This is a genomic window from Brevundimonas sp. NPDC055311 (genome assembly GCF_053645695.1).
Map to the genome: position 1 here is coordinate 540,287 of NZ_JBSHMV010000002.1, position 18,782 is coordinate 559,068.

Consider the following 18,782-nt stretch of genomic DNA (forward strand, 5'->3'; position numbering starts at 1 on the left):
GGCCTTGCGGCGGGAGTCTTACAGGATCTGGGCCGCTTCCTCGAAGTCGAGGCGGGGCGAGCGGGGGAACAGGTTCTCGTCCGTGCCGTAGCCCAGGTTCATGATGAAGTTCGGCTCGACATTGCTGTCGGGGAAGAACTCGGCCTTCACCCCCGCGGCGTCGAAGCCCGACATCGGACCCACGTCCAGACCCAGGGCGCGCGCGGCGATGGTCAGATAGCCGCCCTGCAGCGAGGCGTTGCGGAAGGCGGCCTCGCGGCGGCCCGCCTCTTCCGGGAACCAGTCGCGGGCGCCCGGCGCGTGCGGGAACAGCTTGGGCAGGGTCTCGTGGAAGTCGATGTCCTGGGCGATGATCAGATTGACCGGCGCGGCCAGGGTCTTGGCGCGGTTGCCTTCGGCCATGTGCGTCGACAGCCGGGCCTTGGCCTCGGGCGAGGTGATGAAGACGAAGCGGGCCGGGGTCATGTTGACCGCCGTCGGGCCGAATTTGGTCAGGTCGTAGAGCTTGCGGATCAGGTCTTCGGACACGGGCCGGTCGCTCCAGCCGTTGCGCGTGCGCGCCTCGGTGAACAGCTGGGCCAGAACGGCGTCGGAAACCGGAAGGTCGCGGGCGGGAAGGGCGTCAAAGGCCATCAGGGCTTCTCCAGAAAACTGATTGGTAACTTCAATGGTGGCTAATTAGTTTTGGGAGTCGTCGCCGTCAAGGGATCGGCAACCGATTTTGTGACGAATGTGCAGGGAGGCGAGCGCGACAGGCTTTCTTCGCCAGGGTCTGGAGCCGCGCGGCGCTTGGCCCTATCTAGGGCTCATGAAAGACCTCAACGCCCTGATGCAGCAGGCCCAGGCGATGCAGCAGAAGCTGCAGGACGCCCAGGCGAAAATGGCCGAATCCACCGCCGAGGGCACCTCGGGCGGCGGCCTTGTGACCATCTCTCTGAAAGGCCCCGGCGAGATCACTTCGGTGAAGATCGACGACAGCCTGATGACCCCCGGCGAGGGCGAGATCCTGGCCGACCTGATCGTCGCCGCTCACGCCGACGCCAAGCGCAAGCTGGACGAGGTCAACAACGCCCTGATGCGCGAGGCCGCCGGGCCGATGGCCGGGATGAACATCCCCGGAATGCCGAAACTCTTCTGATGGCCGCCTCCGCCGGGCCGGAAATCGAACGGCTCATCAGCCTGCTGGCCAAGCTGCCGGGCATGGGCCCGCGCTCGGCCCGGCGCGCGGCGCTCGCCCTGCTGAAGCGCCGCGAGCAACTGCTGGTCCCGCTGGCGGCCTCGCTGGCCGAGACGGCGGACAAGGTGGTCAACTGCTCGGTCTGCGGTTCGCCCGATACGCGCGACCCCTGCTCGGTCTGTTCGGATCAGACCCGCGACAACGCCCTGATCTGCGTAGTCGAGGAGGCCGGCGCCCTGTGGGCCATGGAGCGCTCGGGCGCCTTTCGCGGCAAGTATCACGTCCTGGGCGGCCTGCTGTCGGCGCTGGACGGCGTCGGCCCCGAACAACTTCGCATCGCCGAACTGATCGGCCGGGCGAAAGGCGGAGAGGCGAAGGAAGTGGTCCTGGCCCTGCCCGCCACCGTCGACGGCCAGACCACGGCCCACTACCTGGCCGAGCGCCTGTCGGCGGCGGGGGTGCAGGTCACCTCGCTTGCGCGCGGCGTCCCCGTCGGCGGCGAGCTGGACTGGCTGGACGACGGCACCATCATCCAGGCCCTGCGGGCGCGCCGCCCGGCCTAGCGAGCGCCTAGCGCTGCTTCTTCATGCGCCGCCGCATCACCCGGTCGCCCAGCGCCTCGGCGTATTTCAGGGTGAAGGCCAGGGCCGCGGGATTGCCGCGCCGGGGGCCGACCGAATCGGCCATCACCGCCCCGCGCTCGCCGATCGGCAGGGGCGCGCCCGTGGTGGTGTCCAGCGCGGTCTGGTGCTCGATCTCGGCGTTCAGCCGGGCGCCCATCAGGATCACCTGCACCGAGAACCAGGTCCACAGCAGGAAGCCCATGGCCGCCGCCAGCGGGCCGTAGGAATCGGTGCGCACGAAGGTGGTCAGGAACCAGCTGAACAGGAAGGACACCAGCAGGCTCAGGCTGGCCGCGAACAGGGCTCCCGGCGTCAGCCAGCGCCAGCGCGCCCGCGACCGGCTCGGCCCCAGCCGATAGATCAGGGCCAGCGCCCCGACATAGCCGAAGAACAGAAGCGGCCAGCGCAGCGGCGCCAGATAGGCCCACTCGTCCTGCAGGCCGAACACCGCCAGCACCACCGGCACGCCCACCACCAGGGCCGAGCTCAGCAGCACCGCCGCCATGGCCGAGACGGTGAAGCCCATGCACATCAGGTTGTAGACGACGATGTTGCGCCGCTCGACCTCGTGATAGGCGAGATTCAGTCCGTAGAAGAGGGTCTTGACCCCCCCGTTGGCCGCCCACAGCGTCAGCAGCAGGGTCCAGACCAGGGTGAAGGTCAGCTGGCCGGTCGAATTGCCCGCCAGCCGCGTCATCTCCGTCCCCAGGAACTGGGCCACATTGGCGGGCAGCACCTCATAGAGGAAGCTCAGCTGTCCCCAGGCGTCGGCCGGATCGGCGAACAGGCCGTAGATGGTGACGAAGGCGCCCAGCGTCGGGAACAGGGCCAGCAGCATGAAGAAGGTCACGCCCCCGGCGACGAAGCCGACGCGGTCGCCGAAATAGCCCATGACCGTGCGCCACAGGATGTCGACCCAGCCCTTGTGCGGTATCTCCAGCGGGCGGCGCGCCAGGCGGCCCCGGCCGGGCTCGTCCGCGTCATAGTCCTCGGGCGTGGGATCGCGCGGGGGCAGGGGCTCGGGCCGCTCGGGCCGCAGCTCCAGGCCGAAGCGGTGGCCCTGGGTGTAGAGCAGGTGCGCCGCCGTCGCGCCCGTCGCCAACCCGCCCGTGGCGGCGGCCAGATAGCGCAGCAGTCCGCCCGCCGCGCCGTGTGATCCCCGCGCAGCACGACGTTTTCCGGCGCGCGAGGCGCGATGACTGGACTGTGGTTTCATCCCCATTCGCCCTTCAACGGCCACGCTGTCGGGCCGTTCCGTCTTGAAATCATGCGTTACAGACCCCAATCAGCGAGAATGCCTGATCAGAACACCCAACCGACCTTGCTGACCGCCTGGAAAGGCGCCCAGGCGCGCCTGAAGGCCGCCGGCATCGACAGCCCCTCCATCGACGCGCGCCTGATGCTTGAGGCGGCGACCGGAGCGGGCCGCGTCGATATCCTGAACGATCCCTATCGTGCGCTCAGTCCTGAGCAAACCCTGGCGCTGGACTCCATGGTGGACCGCCGCCTGCGCCGCGAGCCGGTGTCGCGCATCCTGGGGCGCAAGGGCTTCTGGAAGATCATGCTGAACGTCACCCCCGACGTGCTCAGCCCGCGCCCCGACACCGAGACGGTGGTGGACGTCATCGTCCGCGCCTTCCCGCCGAACTCGACCTTCGAGATGGCCGACCTGGGTACGGGCTCGGGCGCCATCCTGCTGGCCGCCCTGGCCGAGCGGCGCGGCGCGCGCGGCGTCGGCACCGACATCTCGACCGAAGCCATCGCCGTGGCGCGCGAGAACGCGGCCAATCTCGACCTGAACAACCGCTGCACCTTCATGCGCACCGACTGGGCGGCGGGCTTCGCCGACGCCAGCTTCGACCTGGTGGTGTCCAACCCGCCCTACATCCCGACCGGCGACATCGCCGGCCTGGACCCCGAGGTGCGCGAGCACGACCCGCATCTGGCGCTGGACGGCGGCCCGGACGGGCTGCAGCCCTATCGCGACCTGGCGCCCGAGATCGCCCGCATCCTGCGTCCCGAAGGCGTCTTCGCCGTCGAGATCGGCTGGGATCAGGGCCAGGCGGTCAAGGCCCTGTTCGAGGCGGCGGGCTTCACCGACGTCAAGGTGGTTCAGGATCTGTCGAACCGCGACCGCGTCGTCACCAACGGCCCGGACCCGCGCGTCGGACCCATCCCCGAGGTCGAAGGTCCCGTTCAATAAGTCTGCGGCGATAAAAACCCTTGGAAAGCGTCTCGCTGCGCGCTAAGTCCGTGGTGTTCCCCACTCAAACGCATCCTTTTCGGGCCGGTTCGCCTGAACAAGCGCGTCGGAGTTCAGTGACGGTCGCGCCCCTAAGACGGACGTGGCGGACCACGGGGAACGCACGGTTTTCCGAACAGATCGCACCGGGGATAGGCCCCGAACGAACGGAACGACGAACAGGGTCCCGCCCGTTTTCTTCGACGGCGGCCCGCACCAGCACGGTAAGCTCCGATGAGAGATTTCAAGGGCATGAAGCGTCAACGCGGACGCAACCGTAAGCCCGGCGGCGGCAATAACGCCAACGCGACCAATCCGAACCGTTCCTGGGACTCGCAAGGTCCCGAGAACATCAAGGTCCGGGGCAACGCCCAGACCGTCTACGAACGCTACATGCAGCTGGCGCGCGACGCCGCGGCCGCCGGCGACCGCGTTCTGGCCGAGAACTACACCCAGCACGCCGAACACTATTTCCGCGTCCTGCGCGCCCTTCAGCCGCAGCGCTCGGTCAGCGAGATCGCCCAGCGCGAACAGGCGGGCCAGGGCTTCGACATCGACTTCGAGGACGAGTCGGGCGCCCAGGCGGCCGCCATCATCGCCGCCCAGCAGGCCGAGGAGCGCCGGGTCGAGGAAGAGGCCCGCCGTCAGGCCGAACGCGCCGAGCGCGACGCCAACCGCGATCGCGAACCGCGCGAGCCCAGAGAAGCACGCGAACCGCGCGAACCGCGTGAAAACGGCGACGGCGACAACCGCGAGGGCGGCCGTCGCGAATCCCGCCGCGAGCGCTGGGAGCGCCGCCGCGAGGAGCGCAATCGCCGCTTTGAGAACGGCGAGTCCGACGACGCCTCCAGCGACGACGCCGCGACGGTCCAGGACGAGGGCCGTCCGTTCGGCGAGCCCGCTCCCGAAGCCGCCGCGCCTGACGTCGCCGATCACGCAGCCGACGCGCCCTCGGCCGATGTCGCGCCCGACGCCGGCGATGAACCCGTCGCCAAGGCTCCGCGCACGCGTCGTCCGCGCGCCGCCGCCGCTGCTCCGGCCGCCGCCGATGACTCCGCGGCGGCCCTGCCGGGCTTCCTGACTCGCCCCACGGCGATCGAAGACGCCGCGCCGAGCGACGAAACGCCCGCCCCGCGCACCCGCCGTCCGCGCCGCAAGGCCGAGGCGGTCGCCGACGACGAATAGGGCGTGATCGCAACCTAGACAGGTGCGTTCATATTAATGCAACCAGTTGCACGTCACTCTCGAGCCATCGGGAGGACGTGTGATGGAATTCGTTCTACTGGCGGTCGCCCTCGGTCTGGCGACGGGGATCGCCGGCGTCAGGCTGTCGATCGGCGCCCACGGGCGCATAGGCGCGGCACAGAGGCTGCATGACCGTCAGGCCGCCGTCGCCCGACGCCGCATCGTCGATCTGGAGGGCGCGGTGTGCGACGTCGAGGCGCGCCTGCTGCGGGCCCAGGCGGTCGAGGCCGCCGGCCGACGCACCCACGCCGCCTTGCTGAGCGCCGCCAGTCGCGAGATGCGCGGCCCCCTGGACGCCGTTCTCGGTTTCGCCGACCTGCTGCGGATCAACGCCGTCAACGACCCCCTCAGCCATCGCCAGGCCCAGGCCGTCGATCAGATTCGCGAGGCGGCGGTCCGGTTGCGGACCCTGGTCGAGGGCCTGACCGTCTTCGCCGGCGCCGCCTCTGCGGGTGCGGCGGCCTCCGAGCGTCTGGACCCTCTGCTGGTCGCGCGCCGCATCTGCCAGGCCCTGGTCGATCAGGCTCGGGCGGCGGGGGTCGATCTGCGCCCGCCGCCGTTCCAGGCCGGTCTGACCGTTCAGGCCGAGGCGCGCGCCCTCGACCAGGTGATGACCGCTCTGATCGGCAACGCCGTCCAGCACAACCGGCCGGGCGGGATCGCCCTGATCGAGGGACGCCGCGTCGACCACGAGGTCTGGATCACCGTGCGCGACACGGGGCCGGGCCTGTCGCCCGCCCGGATCAAGTCTCTGTTCGACCCCTTCGTCCCGCGCGGACGGCCGGCGGCCTCGACCGACGGCGCGGGCGTCGGCCTGGCCGCCGCGCGTCGTCTGGCGGCCGCCATGAACGGCGACCTGGCGGTCGAGAGCCGCGAGGGCGAGGGGGCGGCCTTCACCCTGCGTCTGCCCGCTGCGTCGCCCTCCGAGCCGCAGGCCGCCCCTCGTCCCCAGCTTCAGGCCGCCCCGCCCCTGCCGCGCCTGCCGAACGCCATCCTGCTCTACATCGCCGAGGACCCGGCCGCCGTCGCCCTGATGCGTCGGCTGCTGCACGCCCTGGGCCCGATCCAGCTTCACGTCGCCGCCACCGCGCAGGAGGGGACGGATCTGGCGCGCGATCTGCAGCCCGACGCCGTGGTTCTCGACCTCGATCTGCACGGCGCCGAGGGGTTGTCCGTCAAGACCGCCCTGGCCGAGGAGCCCCTGACCCGCGACCTGCCCGTCCTGGCCTTGTCGGCGGCGGTCGACCCGGACTGGGTGGGCCGCGCCCAGGCGGCGGGCTTCGCCGAATACCTGACCAAGCCGGTCGCCCTATCCGAACTTGCGGGGGCCCTGGCGCGACTTCTGACGCCCTCTTCCCCGCCCGAAACGGCGATGCGCGCCTGACGACCTCACGCGGTCGCGACGACGGGCGGGGTTGACGCCGCGCCTCATGGCGGCTTCCTAAGAGAAACGGGGCTTTCGATCCTCGTCGCGTGAGAAGACCGAGATGCCGCCTATGCCGAACCGACCTCTGACGCCCCTGTTCAAGGCCTGGGTCGGCCCGGCCCTGGCTGCGGCGGCCCTGGCGGCCTGCGCCACGACGCCGCCGCCTCCGCCGCCGCCTCCGGCGCCGCCGCCCGTTCCGCCGGCGCCCGAGGCGCCGGTCGGCGTCGTGCTGGACGACTGGCGCGGCGTCATCACCCCGGCTGACCGCGATCGTTACCAGCGCCGCGCCGCCGCCTGGACCCTGGCGCTGGAGCAGGCCCGGCGTCAGCCCGGCTCGGGCGACCTGACGGCCCTGGGCGCCTTGGTCGATCCTGACGCCGGTCGTCCCGGCGTCGCTCCGCCGCCCGGCGCCTACCGCTGCCGCACCGTCAAGCTGGGGTCCCAGGGCGACGAAGGCGGCCTGGGCTATGTGGTCTACGGCTGGTTCGCCTGCCGCATCGAACAGACCCCGGCCGGGCTGAAGCTGGTCAAGCGCACGGGCTCCCAGCGTCCGGCGGGCCTGCTCTTCCCCGAGAACGACCGCGAGATGGTCTTCCTGGGCTCCATGGCCCTGGCGTCCGAACCGACCGCGCGCAGCTATGGCCAACGCCCGGAACGCGACATGGTCGGGGTGCTGGAGCGCGTCGGCGAGGCCCGCTGGCGCCTGGTCACGCCCTGGCCGGCGACGGAATCCAACCTCGATCTGCTGGAGCTGGTCCCCGCGACGCCTTCGCGCTGAACAGGGGCGCTGAACGGGCGCGCTGAACCGTCGCCGTTCCCGGCCGTTAGGAGGGGATGATGTTGGAGACTCCCATGCGCCTCGGACCCGCCTGCGCCGTCGTCATTCTCAGCGCCGCCGCCCTGACCGGCTGCGATCGCGCCGCCGCGCCCGATCGGCCGGCCTCGCCTGCGCCGGCCTCGCCCGCGCCGGCCCCCGTCGAGGCGGCCCCTGAGGCTCCCGCGCCCGCGCCCGAGGCGCCGGCCGCGACCCCGTCTCCGGGCGAGCAGGGCGGGGGCGACGACTGGCGCGCGGTGGCCACGCCCGCCGACGCCAGCCTTCTGGGTCGTCTCGATCAGGCCTGGCGCCTGGCTCGGGCCGAGGCCGAGGAACGGGGCTTCGCCGATGAGGTGGAATCCCTCGGCGTCCTGGTCGACCCCAACGCCGGCCAGGCCGGCCGTCTTCAACCCCCGCCGGGCGACTACCGGTGCCGGACCATCAAGCTGGGCGCGCGCGATTCCGGCCAGGGCGGTTCAGGGGGGCTGGCCTACGTCGCCTATCCCGCCTTCCGCTGCCGCGTCGAACTGACGCCGGGCGGCGACCTGATCCTGGAGAAGACCACGGGCAGCCAGCGCACGCGCGGCCTGCTCTATCCCGACACCGACCGGCGCCTGGTCTACGTCGGCGCCCAGGCCTGGGGCGACGAGACCGGCTTCCCGGCCTACGGCGCCCGGGCCGAGCGCGACCAGCTGGGCGTGTTCGAGCGCATCGGACCCCAGCGCTGGCGCCTGGTCATTCCCTTCCCTAAGCAGGAATCCAAGCTCGACATTCTGGAGCTGACGCGCTGATCGCGGCTTGACCGGGCGGGGCCGCGCCCGTCACCCTGTGCGCTTTCCTCGCCTTAATTCGGGAGCACGCGCATGCGCGGCGTCGGCCTCACGCTCGGATCCATCATCGCCATCGCCGTCGTCCTGGCGGTCGTGCTGATCGGCTTCCCGACCTACAACGTCTATACCAAGCAGATGGCCGGGCGCGCCGCCTATGAGGAGGCGGTGCAGAATCGCCGCATCCGCGTGCTGGAGGCCCAGGCCGCCCTGGACGCCGCCAAGCTGACCGCCCAGGCCGAGATCGAGCGCGCCAAGGGCGCCAATGAGGCCAACCGCATCATGGCCGAGGCCCTGGGCGGCCCCGAGGCCTATCTGCGCTGGTCCTACATCAACATGCTGCAGGAGACGGCCGGCAAGGAAGGCCGCCAGACCATCTACATCCCCACCGAGGCCGGGATGCCGATCCTCGAGGCGGGGCGGCGCCCGGCGACCCGTTAGGTCGAAGGCGACGGAACCGGGTGCGCCGCTCAGGCCTTCTGTCGATCACGAACGATTGAAGGAAGGGATGTTTCATGAAGTTGCGGCCGTCAGTACGGGGCCTGCCCGTTCTTCTCGGACTCATGATGCCGGCTCTGGCGGCGTGTGGTCAGGGTCAGGCCGAGAAGGCCGAGGACGCGGCGCCGCCGCCCGCAGCCGCCGCGCCTGAAACGGCGCCATCCCCGACGGTCGCGGCGTCTCCGGCTCCTCCTCCGGCGGCGGCGGCGCTCCGCTCCTCGCCAGGCCCTCGAGGGTCGACCGTGGACCTGACGCGGGTCCAGGTCACGGGCTCCATCCTGACGGTGGAGCTGCGCTACACGCCGCCGCCCGGCGAAGCGGTCTCCCAGTGGTTCTTCAACATCAGCGACGTCAGCGTCATCGACGACGCCACCTCGCAGCGCTACGGCGTGTTGCAGGACGAGGAGAAGAAGTGGATGGCCGCGCCGCTCTCAGGCGGGCGGATCGGCGTCAGCACCGGGCGGGACAAGCCGGCGATCATCTGGTTCAAATTCCCAGCGCCGCCCGCCGACAGCGCCACCATCTCCCTGAACATGCCCGATGTCAGTCCGTTTGACGGCGTGCCGGTGCAGCGGTGAGGCGAGTGCGCGTCGCCGCCGCGGCGACGGGGCTGGTCGCGGCTCTGGCCGCCTGTTCCGGCGAGCGGTCCGACGAGTCTGGCCCGTCGCCCGCCGCCGCGCCGACGCCCTCGCCGCAGGCTGAGGCTAACCCCGTCACGCCGTCGACGGCGGGGACCGGCGCCCAGAACGGCGCCCTGGGCGGCGGCGCTCGCCTGACCGGTCAGGTCAGCGGCCTCACCGGCCGGATCAGCGGCTTCGCCATGCGCCAGACCGAGACGCAGACCATTGTCGAACTGGCGTCAGACGTGCTGTTCGCCTTCGATTCCGCCCGGCTGACGGCGGAGGCGGAAGCGGCGCTGCGTCGCACGGCCGAACTGGCTGCTCAGGCGGGATCGGGCCGCATCACCGTGGTCGGCCATACCGATGCGGTCGGCGAGGACGCCTATAATCTCGCGCTTTCCAGGCGACGGGCCGAGGCGGTGGCGCAGTGGCTCGCGGCGTCGGGCGGCGTCCCGGCGGATCGCCTGCACGCCGAGGGGCGCGGCGAGGCCGAACCCGCAGCGCCCAATGCGACGACCGACGGCCAGGACGACCCCGAGGGCCGCGCCAGGAACCGCCGCGTCGTGGTCGCCATTCCGCGCGCCTGAGCCGCCGCCTCAGACCCGCGTCAGCCGCAGGTCCTGATAGTCGTAGCTGAAGTCGATGTCCGGCGAGACGCCCTTGACCGTGGCCGTCGCGGGCTTGGCCGTGGCGATGCTGAAGGTGACGAAGGCGTCTTCCTCGCGCTTGTCGGGGAAGCGGGTGCGGAAGGTCTCGCCGTCATAGGGCTCCAGCCAGCCCTGCAGCGCCGGGGTGTGGGTGAAGCGCAGCCACAGGCCGGACTTGCGGTTGCGGCCGCGCCCCTCGGTCTTCGGCTCGATGACGATGTCGCCGTACCAGGGATCGCGCCAGGTTCCGGCGTAGGCCTCCAGCGGCAGGGACGGGGCCGCGCCCGCCGCCTGTTTGGCGTCGATCTCGACGGCGGCCTTCAGCGACTTCTCGATCCCTTCGGCCTCGCGCTTTTTCGAATCCGCGATCCAGTCGACGTCGACCTTGTTCATGGCGATGTCGGACAGGCCCGAGCGCAGGGCGCGCAGCAGGAAGCTCTCCTCGGCGTTGGTGAAGACCGAGAAACCGATCTTGCGGCCGGGGATCAGCACCGTGGCCGAAATGCCGCCGGGCGAGCCGCCGCCGTGGGTCACCAGCCGCTCGCCGCGATAGTCCTGCACCTGCAGCCCCATGGCGTAGGTCGAGGCGACGGCCCGATTGGGCAGCTCCGCCGTCGGTCCGTTGGACGAGGAGACCACGATGTTGGGCTTGTACATCTCGCGCGCGGCGGCTTCGGAGAACAAGCGCGTCCCGTCGGCCAGCCTGCCTTCGTTCAGGCGCACGGCGATCCATTTGGCCCAGTCCGTAGCGCTGGCGCAGATGCCCCCGGCGGCGGCCGCCGAATCCCAGTTCCACACCTCGACGATGGACTCGGCGATCTGGGTCATCGGCCCCTGATAGCGCAGGGGCGGCCCGACACGTCCGTGCGGCAGGGCGGACTTCGCCGGATCGGCCAGGCGGGCCAGGGGCACGCTCTCGTTCATGCCGACCTTGTCGAAGATGCGGGTCTGGACGAAGTCCTCCCACGACAGGCCGGATGCCTTTTCGATCACCGCGCCCGCGACCACGAACATCAGGTTGCAGTAGTCGTAGTCCTCGCGGAAGCCGTCCTCGATCGGCACGAAGGCGGCCTGGGCCAGCACCTGCGCGCGCGTCCGGTCGCTGTTGGGCCAGAACAGCAGGTCGCCGGCGCCCAGGCCGAAACCGGCGCGGTGGCTCAGCGTATCGCGCACGGTGATCTGCTGGCTCACCAACGGGTCCGACAGGGTGAAGCCCGGCAGATAGGTGCGGATCGGCTCGTCCCACTTCACCTTGCCCTCGTCGACCAGGATGGCCAGGCAGGCGGCGGTGACGTTCTTGGAGTTCGACGCGATGGCGAACAGGGTGTGTTCGTCGGCCGGTTCGGCCTTGCCCTGGCGGCGCACGCCATAGCCCTTGGCCAGCACCGTCTTGCCGTCGCGGACCAGGGCCAGCGACACGGCGGGCTGCTCCGGCCAGGCGGCCATGCAGCGCTGCACCCAGGCGTCGGCGGCGGCGGCGATCTCCTCGTCGGAGCGCGTATCGGCGCTGGTCTGGGCCCAGCCGGTCGCGGGCAGGGCCGCGCCCGTGGCGGCGACGGCGGAGGAAATCAACGCCGCGCGGCGCGACAGGCGGATGGACATCAAGGACGCTCCCAAAGACTGAACGGCGACGCTACCGCCGCCCGTCCGTCGGGCCAAGGGGCGCCCTCCATTCATCCCGCTCATCCCGCCCATCCCGGCGTCCGCCGGGATTCAGTGCTTTGGCTTCAGGCGCGACGGTTCATACTGCGAACGCGGCTCTTACTGGGCCCCGGCGTCCGCCGGGGTGAGCGGGAACGAGACCGGCCTACGCCGCCAGCCGCCACCTTTGCAGGTGCTCCAGCACGTCCGCCACGATCTGGGCGCGGGTGAAGCCGGTCACGTCGCGCGGGCGCGTGCCGTCGCCGGTCACGGCGCTGAGCCGCCATTCCAGGGCGCGGCGGCTTTCGGGCGCCTCCAGCGCGGTCAGGGCCGGGCGAGGCCGCGACCGGGCGCCCAGTCGATACAGGAAGTCCCGCCCGTTGGCGTGCTCGACCCTCAGCCAGACGCCGTTGTCGTCGCTCTGGACCTCGCTGTTCTCCAGACCCTCGGCGGCCACCGCCGCGCGCACCTCTTCCAGCGCCGGGGCGCCGTGGCGGGCGATCTGGCGGTCGATGTCGCGGCGGCTGGCGGGGGCCAGGATGCGCTTGAGCTGTTCGCGCAAGGGCGCCGCCTCGGTCTCGACGGCCTCGCCCCTCAGGTCGGCGCCCATCTGCCGCGCCAGGCCGAAACAGGCCAGGATCATGATGACGGCGAAGGGCAGGGCCGCCACCAGGGTCGCCGCCTGCAGGGCGCCCAGCCCGCCCGCCAGCAGCAGCAGGGCCGCCGCCAGCCCCTGCAGCACGCACCAGTAGATGCGCTGCCAGCGCGGCGTGTCTTCGACGCCGCCCGAGGCCAGGGTGTCGATCACCAGCGATCCTGAATCCGCCGAGGTGACGAAGAAGACCGCCACCAGGGCGATGGCCAGGGTCGAGGTGATCGCCGTCCCCGGCAGATACTCCAGAAAACGGAACAGGGCGGTCGACAGGTCCGCCTGGACGGCGTCCGAGATCGCGCCGGCGGCCGCGCCCAGATCCAGGCTCATGGCCGTATTGCCGAAGACCGTCATCCACAAAAAGGTGAAGCCCGACGGGACCAGCAGCACGCCGATCAGGAACTCCCGCACCGTGCGCCCGCGCGAGATGCGGGCGATGAACATGCCCACGAACGGCGACCAGGCGATCCACCAGGCCCAGTAGAACAGCGTCCAGTCCGCCATCCAGGCGCGCGGCTCATAGGCGTAGAGGGTGAAGGTGCGGACGAAGAAATGATCCAGATAGAGGCCGAAATTCTGCACATAGGCCCGCAGCAGGAACAGCGTCGGCCCCGTGATCAGCACGAACAGCATCAGGCAGACGGCCAGCACCAGGTTCAGCTCCGACAGACGCCGAACCCCCTTGTCCACGCCCGACAGGACGGACAGGGTCGCCACGCCCATGACCACGACGATCAGGGCCACCTGCATGGTGACGCTGCTGGGCAGGCCGAAGACGTAGTTGAGGCCCGAGTTCATCTGGGCCACGCCCAGCCCCAGGGAGGTGGCGATGCCGAAAAGGGTGCCGCAGATGGCGAAGATGTCGACCATGTCGCCGATCGGGCCGTTCACCCGCTTGCCCAGCAGGGGATAGAGGCTGGACCGCATGGTCAGGGGCAGGCCCTTCCGGTGCGCGAAATAGCCCAGGCTCAGCCCGACAACGGCGTAGATGGCCCAGGCGTGGACGCCCCAGTGGGTATAGGTGATGACCATGGCCTCGCGCGCGGCGTCGATGGTGCCGGGCTGGGCCTCGGGCGGGGCGATGTAGTGCTGCACCGGTTCGGCCACGGCGAAATACATCAGGCCGATGCCCATGCCCGCCGCGAACAGCATGGCCAGCCAGGAAACATAGGGGAAGTCCGGCTCGGCGTCGTCCGGCCCCAGCTTCAGCCGCCCGGTCGGCCCGACGGCCAGCACGGTCGCGAACAGCAGGAACCCGGCCACGGAGGCGACGTAGAACCAGCCGAAGGTCTCGATCACCCAGGCCTGGGCGCGTCCGAACAGCAGGCCGGACGTGGCGGGCGCCAGCAGGGCGAGCAGCAGCAGTCCGCCTGCGATCGCGCTGGCCCCCCAGAAGACACGGGGGTTCATCTTGGTCGTCAGCATGGGCCGCAAGCGCACGGCGACGCTTATGGTTCCATACGGATTTCAGCTCGTTCCGGCTTGTTCAGGTCCGCGTCTCCCAGGCGGTCCAGGCGGCGATGGCGATCAGCCCCAGGGCCATGGCGGCGCGCAGCGCCGGTCCCTGGGCGCGGGTCAGCAGCGCCCCGCCTGCGCGGGCGGCGGTCAGCACGATGGTGGCGTGGACGACGACGCTGACCAGGATGTGCAGCGCGCCCAGCGTCAGGGCCTGCGCCAGGGTCGAGCCCTGGGCGGGGCGAATGAAGCCGGGCAGCAGGACCACATAGAGCAGGGCCGCCTTGGGGTTCAGCAGATTGCCGATCAGGCCGCGCCGGAACAGGGCGCGTCGCCGCATCTGCACCGGGGCGTCGCTGGCGCCGCCGCCGGCGCTGCGCCACGCGTCCCAGGCCAACCACAGCAGAAAGCCGACCCCGGCCCAGCGGATGGCCTGATAGAGGGCGGGCCACAGCAGCACCGCCTCGGTCAGGCCGAAGGCCGCGGCGACCATCCACAGCGTCAGCCCCAGGGTGATCCCGGCCACGGCCGCCAGCCCCGCCGCCCGCCCCTGCGACAGGGAGACCAGCGCCAGCCAGCCCATGTTCGGACCCGGCGTCAGCTCCATCAGCGCGACCGCCGCCAGAAACGGCAGGATGACGGCAGGATCGACGGGGAACGGCATCGGCGCTTTACCAACCTCTGATTGCGCTCAGGCTAGGCCGGGACGCGGGGCCGCATCAATCGTGGGCGGCGTCCCCCTTGCGTGTCTCATCGGACACACCCACCTCGTTTGCGACAGCTCAAGGCGTCGCTTCCTGTAAGGGCGCATTGAGTCGACATCCGCCTCCCGAGGGGAAACCGAACGCCATGAATCTCGACCTCTATTCCGACCGCGCCAAACAGGCCGTCCAGTCCGCCCAGTCGCTGGCGCTCGCCCGCCGCCACCAGCAGTTCGCGCCCGACCACCTCCTGAAGGTGCTGCTCGAGGAGCGCGACGGCCTGGCTCGCAAGCTGATCGATCAGGCCGGAGGCGACCCGGCTGCCGCCGAAGCCGTCACCGAAGGCCTGCTGAAGAAGCGGCCCCAGGTCGAGGGCGGCTCGGGCCAGCTCTACCTCGACGGCGATCTGGCGCGCGTCTTCAACGCCGCCGAAGAGGCCGCCAAGAAGGCGGGCGACGCCTTCGTCACCACCGAACGCCTGCTGGCCGCCATCGCCAAGGAGGGCGGGGCCGCCGCCGAGGCGCTGAAATCCGCGGGAGTCACGGCCAAGAAGCTGGACGACGCCGTGGCCGAAATCCGCAAGGGCAAGACCGCTGACAGCGCCGGCGCCGAGGACAGCTTCGACGCCCTGAAACGCTATGCCCGCGACCTGACCGAGGCCGCGCGCGACGGCAAGGTCGACCCGGTCATCGGCCGCGACGAGGAGATCCGCCGCACCATTCAGGTCCTGGCCCGCCGCACCAAGAACAACCCCGTCCTGATCGGCGAACCCGGCGTCGGCAAGACCGCCATCGTCGAAGGCCTGGCCTTGCGCATCGTCAACGGCGACGTGCCCGAAAGCCTGAAAGACAAGAAGGTGCTGGCGCTCGACATGGGCGCCCTGATCGCCGGGGCCAAATACCGCGGCGAGTTCGAGGAGCGGCTGAAGGCCGTGCTGAACGAGGTCGCCGCCGCTGAGGGCCAGATCGTCCTCTTCATCGACGAGATGCACACCCTGGTCGGGGCGGGCAAGGGCGACGGCGCGATGGACGCCTCCAACCTGCTCAAGCCCGCCCTGGCGCGCGGCGAGCTGCACTGTGTCGGCGCCACCACGCTGGATGAATACCGCAAGCACGTCGAGAAGGACGCGGCCCTGGCCCGTCGCTTCCAGCCGGTCTTCGTCGCCGAGCCCACCGTCGAGGACACGGTGTCGATCCTGCGCGGCCTGAAGGAGAAGTATGAGGTTCACCACGGGGTGCGCATCTCCGACAGCGCCATCGTCGCCGCCGCCACCCTGTCGAACCGCTACATCACCGACCGCTTCCTGCCGGACAAGGCCATCGACCTGATCGACGAGGCCGCCAGCCGCGTGCGCATGGCCGTCGACTCCAAGCCCGAGGCCCTGGACGAGATCGACCGCCGCCTGGTCCAGCTCAAGATCGAGCGCGAGGCCCTGAAGAAGGAGAGCGATCAGGCCTCCCAGCACCGTCTTGAGAAGCTGGAAGACGAGATCGACGACTTGCAGGGCCAGTCGGACGAGATGACCGCCCGCTGGAAGTCCGAGAAGGACAAGGTCGGCCAGGGCGCCCAGGTGCGCGAGACCCTGGACCGCCTGCGCCTCGAACTGGCCGCCGCCCAGCGCGCCGGCGACCTGGGCCGCGCGTCCGAGATCGCCTACGGCCAGATCCCCCAGCTGGAGAAGCAACTCGCGGATTCAGAGTCCCAGGCGGCGGTCGCCGCCCCGCTCACGCCCGAAGTCGTCGACGCCGAACAGATCGCCGCCGTGGTCAGCCGCTGGACCGGCGTGCCCGTCGACAAGATGCTGGAGGGCGAGCGCGAGAAGCTGCTCAAGATGGAGGACGAACTGGGTCGCCGCGTGGTCGGTCAGGACGAGGCCCTGGCCGCCGTCTCCGACGCCGTGCGCCGCGCCCGCGCCGGCCTGAACGACCCCAACAAGCCGCTGGGCAGCTTCCTCTTCCTCGGCCCCACGGGCGTCGGCAAGACCGAGCTGACCAAGGCGCTGGCCGGCTTCCTGTTCGACGACGACAACGCCATCACCCGCATCGACATGTCGGAATACATGGAGAAGCACTCGGTCAGCCGCCTGATCGGCGCCCCTCCGGGCTATGTCGGCTATGACGAGGGCGGCGCCCTGACCGAGGCGGTGCGTCGCCGCCCCTATCAGGTCGTTCTGTTCGACGAGGTCGAGAAGGCCCACCCCGACGTCTTCAACGTGCTGCTTCAGGTGCTGGACGACGGTCGCCTGACCGACGGTCAGGGCCGCACCATCGACTTCAAGAACACCCTGATCATCATGACCTCCAACCTGGGCAGCCAGTATCTGGCCGACCAGCCCGAGGGCGAGGATGTCGAGGCGGTTCGCCCCCTGGTCATGGAGCAGGTCCGCGCCCATTTCCGGCCCGAGTTCCTGAACCGCATCGACGAGATCATCCTGTTCCACCGCCTCGGCCGCGAACAGATGGGCGGCATCGTCCGCATCCAGCTGGCGCGCCTGGAGAAGCTGATGGCCGACCGCCGCCTGACGCTGGCCCTGGACGACAGCGCCCTGACCTGGCTCGCCGACAAGGGCTACGACCCGGTCTACGGCGCAAGGCCGCTGAAGCGCGTCATCCAGAAGGAACTGGTCGACCCGATGGCCAGGAAACTGCTGGCCGGAGAGATCGAGGACGGCAGCGTGGTGGCCGTGTCCGCGGGCGCCGACGGGCTGGAGATCGGGAAGGCGCGGGTGCACTGACGCGCCTTCGAGCGCTGATCCGAGAAAGGGGCCGCATCATTGCGGCCCCTTTTTTCTTTCGTCATCCTCCGGCAAGCCGCGAAGCGGCGCTGACCGGGGGACCCAGCGGCGCGCGGAGCGCGAAAGATCCACGCTCGACGGCCGCCCTTAGATCGCCTTCGGCGCCGCTGGGTCCCCCGGTTCCGCGCTGCGCGCGGCCCGGAGGATGACGAAAGAGGGGGAGCGACATAGCGTGGCCGTATGGCGACCCATCGCACCTTCATCGCGACCTACATCATGGCGAGCGGGCGCAACAGGACGCTCTACGTCGGCTCGACCTCCAATCTGGAAAGCCGCGTGTGGAAGCACAGGACGCGCGCCTTTTCCGGCTTCACCGACGCCTATGACTGCACCCGTCTGGTCTGGTTCGAGCAGCACGCCCTGATGCTTGATGCGATCCGGCGCGAGCGGCGGATCAAGAAATGGCTGCGCGACTGGAAGCTGGCCCTGATCGAGAAGGACAACCCGGACTGGCGCGACCTCGCGGCCGACTGGTTCCCCGACCCGGACTGGACCCCGCCGCCGGGCGCCGACTGAGCCTCACCCCAGCACCGGCATCACCTCCACCCCGTCACAGGGGAAGGGGTTCATGTGCGGGTGGCTCGAACAGGCGGGCCGCCGCCTCGTGGCTGTCGGCGCGCACGACCATGAAGACGGTCAGCAGGTTGACCACGTCGGTCACGGCGCCGTCGTCGTCGATGCGTTTGGTCGGGCCCAGCGGGCCGCCCTGAAAGACGATGGAGTCGCGGTGCGCCTCCTCCCAGGCGGCGACGCCGAGGCGGGCCGTCTCGGCCTGCTCGGCCTCGCTCATGGCGCGCCAAGCCCGCCATTTGGGGCTGGTCTTGTCGCTGGTGAAGACGGCCAGGTAATGGGTCTGCGCGCTCATCGAAGCCTCCCGTTTGCGCCAGGGGTCGGTCTTTCGTCGGCCGTGGGCAAGCGGGACCGCCTCCCCTTGTGGGAGAAGGAAAATCCGCCGGCCTTCACATCAAGGCTTCGCAGCGCCTGATACTTCCCGCGCCAGCGCCCCACTCGTCCTCATCTCCCCGCCCCACCTCCCGCCTGCCGCATCCTGCCCCTCGTCCCGTCGCAGGGGAGGGCTCGCTCGGCCGGCGAACCGAAGCGGCGGCGGGAGCGGAGAGAACGGGGTCCGTGTCGGACCGTCGGCCTCCCATCGCGCGCGCCGGGCAAGGGGAACCCCAGCGGAAGGCGGCGACGGTTCGGGTGGGCGGTTCAGGATGTCCTGCGGGCGGCGGAACGAGGCGAACGCCTCCAACGCCGTTCCGCGGCCTCAAGCCGCGCGCAAGCGCGACCGGCCGCAGACATCGGGACGCGGAGCCGACGGGGCCTAGCGACGGGGCGTTCGACCCGTCCGCCAGAGAGGCTCCGGCCAGGGTCGAGGGGTTACTCGGACCGTTCCAGGACTGCGTCGTCGCGCGGCCTG

Annotated in this window: 18 protein-coding genes; 12 read left to right on the forward strand and 6 right to left on the reverse strand. The window is 70.5% G+C overall.

Translation table 11 applies throughout. The annotated features are described in order from the left end of the window. Positions 1 to 18: 18 nt before the first annotated feature. Positions 19 to 633 carry a malonic semialdehyde reductase gene (locus ACWIDZ_RS08425; protein ID WP_343830307.1) on the reverse strand — a complete coding sequence of 205 codons (615 nt, stop codon included), beginning with the start codon at positions 631 to 633 and terminating at the stop codon, positions 19 to 21. A gap of 175 nt (positions 634 to 808) precedes the next feature. Here ACWIDZ_RS08425 and ACWIDZ_RS08430 point away from each other — a divergent pair, with 175 nt between their 5' ends. Further along, positions 809 to 1,138: a YbaB/EbfC family nucleoid-associated protein gene (locus ACWIDZ_RS08430; protein ID WP_453987923.1), complete on the forward strand. Its 330-nt coding sequence runs from the start codon at positions 809 to 811 to the stop codon at positions 1,136 to 1,138. Continuing rightward, a complete protein-coding gene (gene recR / locus ACWIDZ_RS08435; RefSeq protein ID WP_291782778.1) occupies positions 1,138 to 1,740 on the forward strand; it encodes a recombination mediator RecR in 603 nt (200 codons plus the stop codon). Before ACWIDZ_RS08430 ends, recR begins: the two co-directional genes overlap by 1 nt. Positions 1,741 to 1,747: 7 nt before the next feature. Here the strand turns inward: recR and ACWIDZ_RS08440 are convergent, their stop codons facing one another. Further along, on the reverse strand, positions 1,748 to 3,016 hold the full coding sequence (locus ACWIDZ_RS08440) for a YihY/virulence factor BrkB family protein (RefSeq protein ID WP_454071127.1): 1,269 nt from the start codon (positions 3,014 to 3,016) through the stop codon (positions 1,748 to 1,750). A 78-nt stretch (positions 3,017 to 3,094) separates the two neighbouring features. On the opposite strand from ACWIDZ_RS08440, the gene prmC reads away from it, so the two are divergent. The 8 genes from prmC (at position 3,095) to ACWIDZ_RS08480 (ending at position 10,059) form a co-directional block, all read left to right on the forward strand. Beyond that, entirely contained in the window at positions 3,095 to 4,003 is a 909-nt protein-coding gene (prmC, locus tag ACWIDZ_RS08445) for a peptide chain release factor N(5)-glutamine methyltransferase (RefSeq protein WP_453987921.1), read from the forward strand. A gap of 291 nt (positions 4,004 to 4,294) precedes the next feature. Beyond that, positions 4,295 to 5,227 carry a DUF4167 domain-containing protein gene (locus tag ACWIDZ_RS08450; protein ID WP_453987920.1) on the forward strand — a complete coding sequence of 311 codons (933 nt, stop codon included), beginning with the start codon at positions 4,295 to 4,297 and terminating at the stop codon, positions 5,225 to 5,227. Positions 5,228 to 5,309: 82 nt separating this feature from the next. Next, positions 5,310 to 6,671: a hybrid sensor histidine kinase/response regulator gene (locus tag ACWIDZ_RS08455; RefSeq protein ID WP_453987919.1), complete on the forward strand. Its 1,362-nt coding sequence runs from the start codon at positions 5,310 to 5,312 to the stop codon at positions 6,669 to 6,671. Between the two features lie 112 nt (positions 6,672 to 6,783). Next, positions 6,784 to 7,491, forward strand: a complete 708-nt coding sequence (locus tag ACWIDZ_RS08460; RefSeq protein ID WP_453987918.1) for a DUF4893 domain-containing protein — start codon at positions 6,784 to 6,786, stop codon at positions 7,489 to 7,491. Positions 7,492 to 7,565: 74 nt separating this feature from the next. Further along, positions 7,566 to 8,318 carry a DUF4893 domain-containing protein gene (locus tag ACWIDZ_RS08465; RefSeq protein ID WP_453987917.1) on the forward strand — a complete coding sequence of 251 codons (753 nt, stop codon included), beginning with the start codon at positions 7,566 to 7,568 and terminating at the stop codon, positions 8,316 to 8,318. Positions 8,319 to 8,390: 72 nt separating this feature from the next. Further along, the gene (locus tag ACWIDZ_RS08470; RefSeq protein ID WP_291782798.1) at positions 8,391 to 8,795 is read left to right on the forward strand and encodes a hypothetical protein; all 405 of its coding nucleotides are present in this window, start codon (positions 8,391 to 8,393) and stop codon (positions 8,793 to 8,795) included. A 122-nt stretch (positions 8,796 to 8,917) separates the two neighbouring features. After that, positions 8,918 to 9,430, forward strand: a complete 513-nt coding sequence (locus tag ACWIDZ_RS08475) for a hypothetical protein (RefSeq protein WP_453987916.1) — start codon at positions 8,918 to 8,920, stop codon at positions 9,428 to 9,430. 5 nt (positions 9,431 to 9,435) lie between these two features. Further along, entirely contained in the window at positions 9,436 to 10,059 is a 624-nt protein-coding gene (locus tag ACWIDZ_RS08480) for an OmpA family protein (RefSeq protein ID WP_453987915.1), read from the forward strand. 9 nt (positions 10,060 to 10,068) lie between these two features. On the opposite strand, the gene ACWIDZ_RS08485 is transcribed toward ACWIDZ_RS08480, so the two are convergent. The 3 genes from ACWIDZ_RS08485 to ACWIDZ_RS08495 form a co-directional block, all read right to left on the reverse strand. Beyond that, positions 10,069 to 11,721, reverse strand: coding sequence for a serine hydrolase (locus ACWIDZ_RS08485; RefSeq protein ID WP_453987914.1), 1,653 nt, complete (start codon positions 11,719 to 11,721; stop codon positions 10,069 to 10,071). Positions 11,722 to 11,926: 205 nt separating this feature from the next. Continuing rightward, positions 11,927 to 13,852, reverse strand: coding sequence for a BCCT family transporter (locus ACWIDZ_RS08490; protein WP_453987913.1), 1,926 nt, complete (start codon positions 13,850 to 13,852; stop codon positions 11,927 to 11,929). 46 nt (positions 13,853 to 13,898) lie between these two features. After that, complete coding sequence (locus ACWIDZ_RS08495; RefSeq protein ID WP_291782814.1) at positions 13,899 to 14,531, reverse strand: LysE family translocator; 633 nt, start codon at positions 14,529 to 14,531, stop codon at positions 13,899 to 13,901. 185 nt (positions 14,532 to 14,716) lie between these two features. Here ACWIDZ_RS08495 and clpB point away from each other — a divergent pair, with 185 nt between their 5' ends. Continuing rightward, positions 14,717 to 17,302, forward strand: coding sequence for an ATP-dependent chaperone ClpB (gene clpB, locus ACWIDZ_RS08500; RefSeq protein WP_453987912.1), 2,586 nt, complete (start codon positions 14,717 to 14,719; stop codon positions 17,300 to 17,302). A gap of 240 nt (positions 17,303 to 17,542) precedes the next feature. Beyond that, the gene (locus ACWIDZ_RS08505) at positions 17,543 to 17,878 is read left to right on the forward strand and encodes a GIY-YIG nuclease family protein (RefSeq protein WP_453987911.1); all 336 of its coding nucleotides are present in this window, start codon (positions 17,543 to 17,545) and stop codon (positions 17,876 to 17,878) included. 34 nt (positions 17,879 to 17,912) lie between these two features. Here ACWIDZ_RS08505 and ACWIDZ_RS08510 read toward each other — a convergent pair whose 3' ends face one another. Beyond that, on the reverse strand, positions 17,913 to 18,227 hold the full coding sequence (locus tag ACWIDZ_RS08510) for a hypothetical protein (RefSeq protein WP_453987910.1): 315 nt from the start codon (positions 18,225 to 18,227) through the stop codon (positions 17,913 to 17,915). Between the last annotated feature and the right edge of the window lie 555 nt (positions 18,228 to 18,782).

Bases quoted from the DNA above. Each gene is read 5' to 3' on its own strand.
- ACWIDZ_RS08425 (WP_343830307.1), bottom strand. From the start codon at position 633: ATGGCCTTTGACGCCCTTCCCGCCCGCGACCTTCCGGTTTCCGACGCC.
- ACWIDZ_RS08430 (WP_453987923.1), top strand. From the start codon at position 809: ATGAAAGACCTCAACGCCCTGATGCAGCAGGCCCAGGCGATGCAGCAG.
- recR (WP_291782778.1), top strand. From the start codon at position 1,138: ATGGCCGCCTCCGCCGGGCCGGAAATCGAACGGCTCATCAGCCTGCTG.
- ACWIDZ_RS08440 (WP_454071127.1), bottom strand. From the start codon at position 3,016: ATGAAACCACAGTCCAGTCATCGCGCCTCGCGCGCCGGAAAACGTCGT.
- prmC (WP_453987921.1), top strand. From the start codon at position 3,095: ATGCCTGATCAGAACACCCAACCGACCTTGCTGACCGCCTGGAAAGGC.
- ACWIDZ_RS08450 (WP_453987920.1), top strand. From the start codon at position 4,295: ATGAAGCGTCAACGCGGACGCAACCGTAAGCCCGGCGGCGGCAATAAC.
- ACWIDZ_RS08455 (WP_453987919.1), top strand. From the start codon at position 5,310: ATGGAATTCGTTCTACTGGCGGTCGCCCTCGGTCTGGCGACGGGGATC.
- ACWIDZ_RS08460 (WP_453987918.1), top strand. From the start codon at position 6,784: ATGCCGAACCGACCTCTGACGCCCCTGTTCAAGGCCTGGGTCGGCCCG.
- ACWIDZ_RS08465 (WP_453987917.1), top strand. From the start codon at position 7,566: ATGCGCCTCGGACCCGCCTGCGCCGTCGTCATTCTCAGCGCCGCCGCC.
- ACWIDZ_RS08470 (WP_291782798.1), top strand. From the start codon at position 8,391: ATGCGCGGCGTCGGCCTCACGCTCGGATCCATCATCGCCATCGCCGTC.
- ACWIDZ_RS08475 (WP_453987916.1), top strand. From the start codon at position 8,918: ATGATGCCGGCTCTGGCGGCGTGTGGTCAGGGTCAGGCCGAGAAGGCC.
- ACWIDZ_RS08485 (WP_453987914.1), bottom strand. From the start codon at position 11,721: ATGTCCATCCGCCTGTCGCGCCGCGCGGCGTTGATTTCCTCCGCCGTC.
- ACWIDZ_RS08495 (WP_291782814.1), bottom strand. From the start codon at position 14,531: ATGCCGTTCCCCGTCGATCCTGCCGTCATCCTGCCGTTTCTGGCGGCG.
- clpB (WP_453987912.1), top strand. From the start codon at position 14,717: ATGAATCTCGACCTCTATTCCGACCGCGCCAAACAGGCCGTCCAGTCC.
- ACWIDZ_RS08505 (WP_453987911.1), top strand. From the start codon at position 17,543: ATGGCGACCCATCGCACCTTCATCGCGACCTACATCATGGCGAGCGGG.
- ACWIDZ_RS08510 (WP_453987910.1), bottom strand. From the start codon at position 18,227: ATGAGCGCGCAGACCCATTACCTGGCCGTCTTCACCAGCGACAAGACC.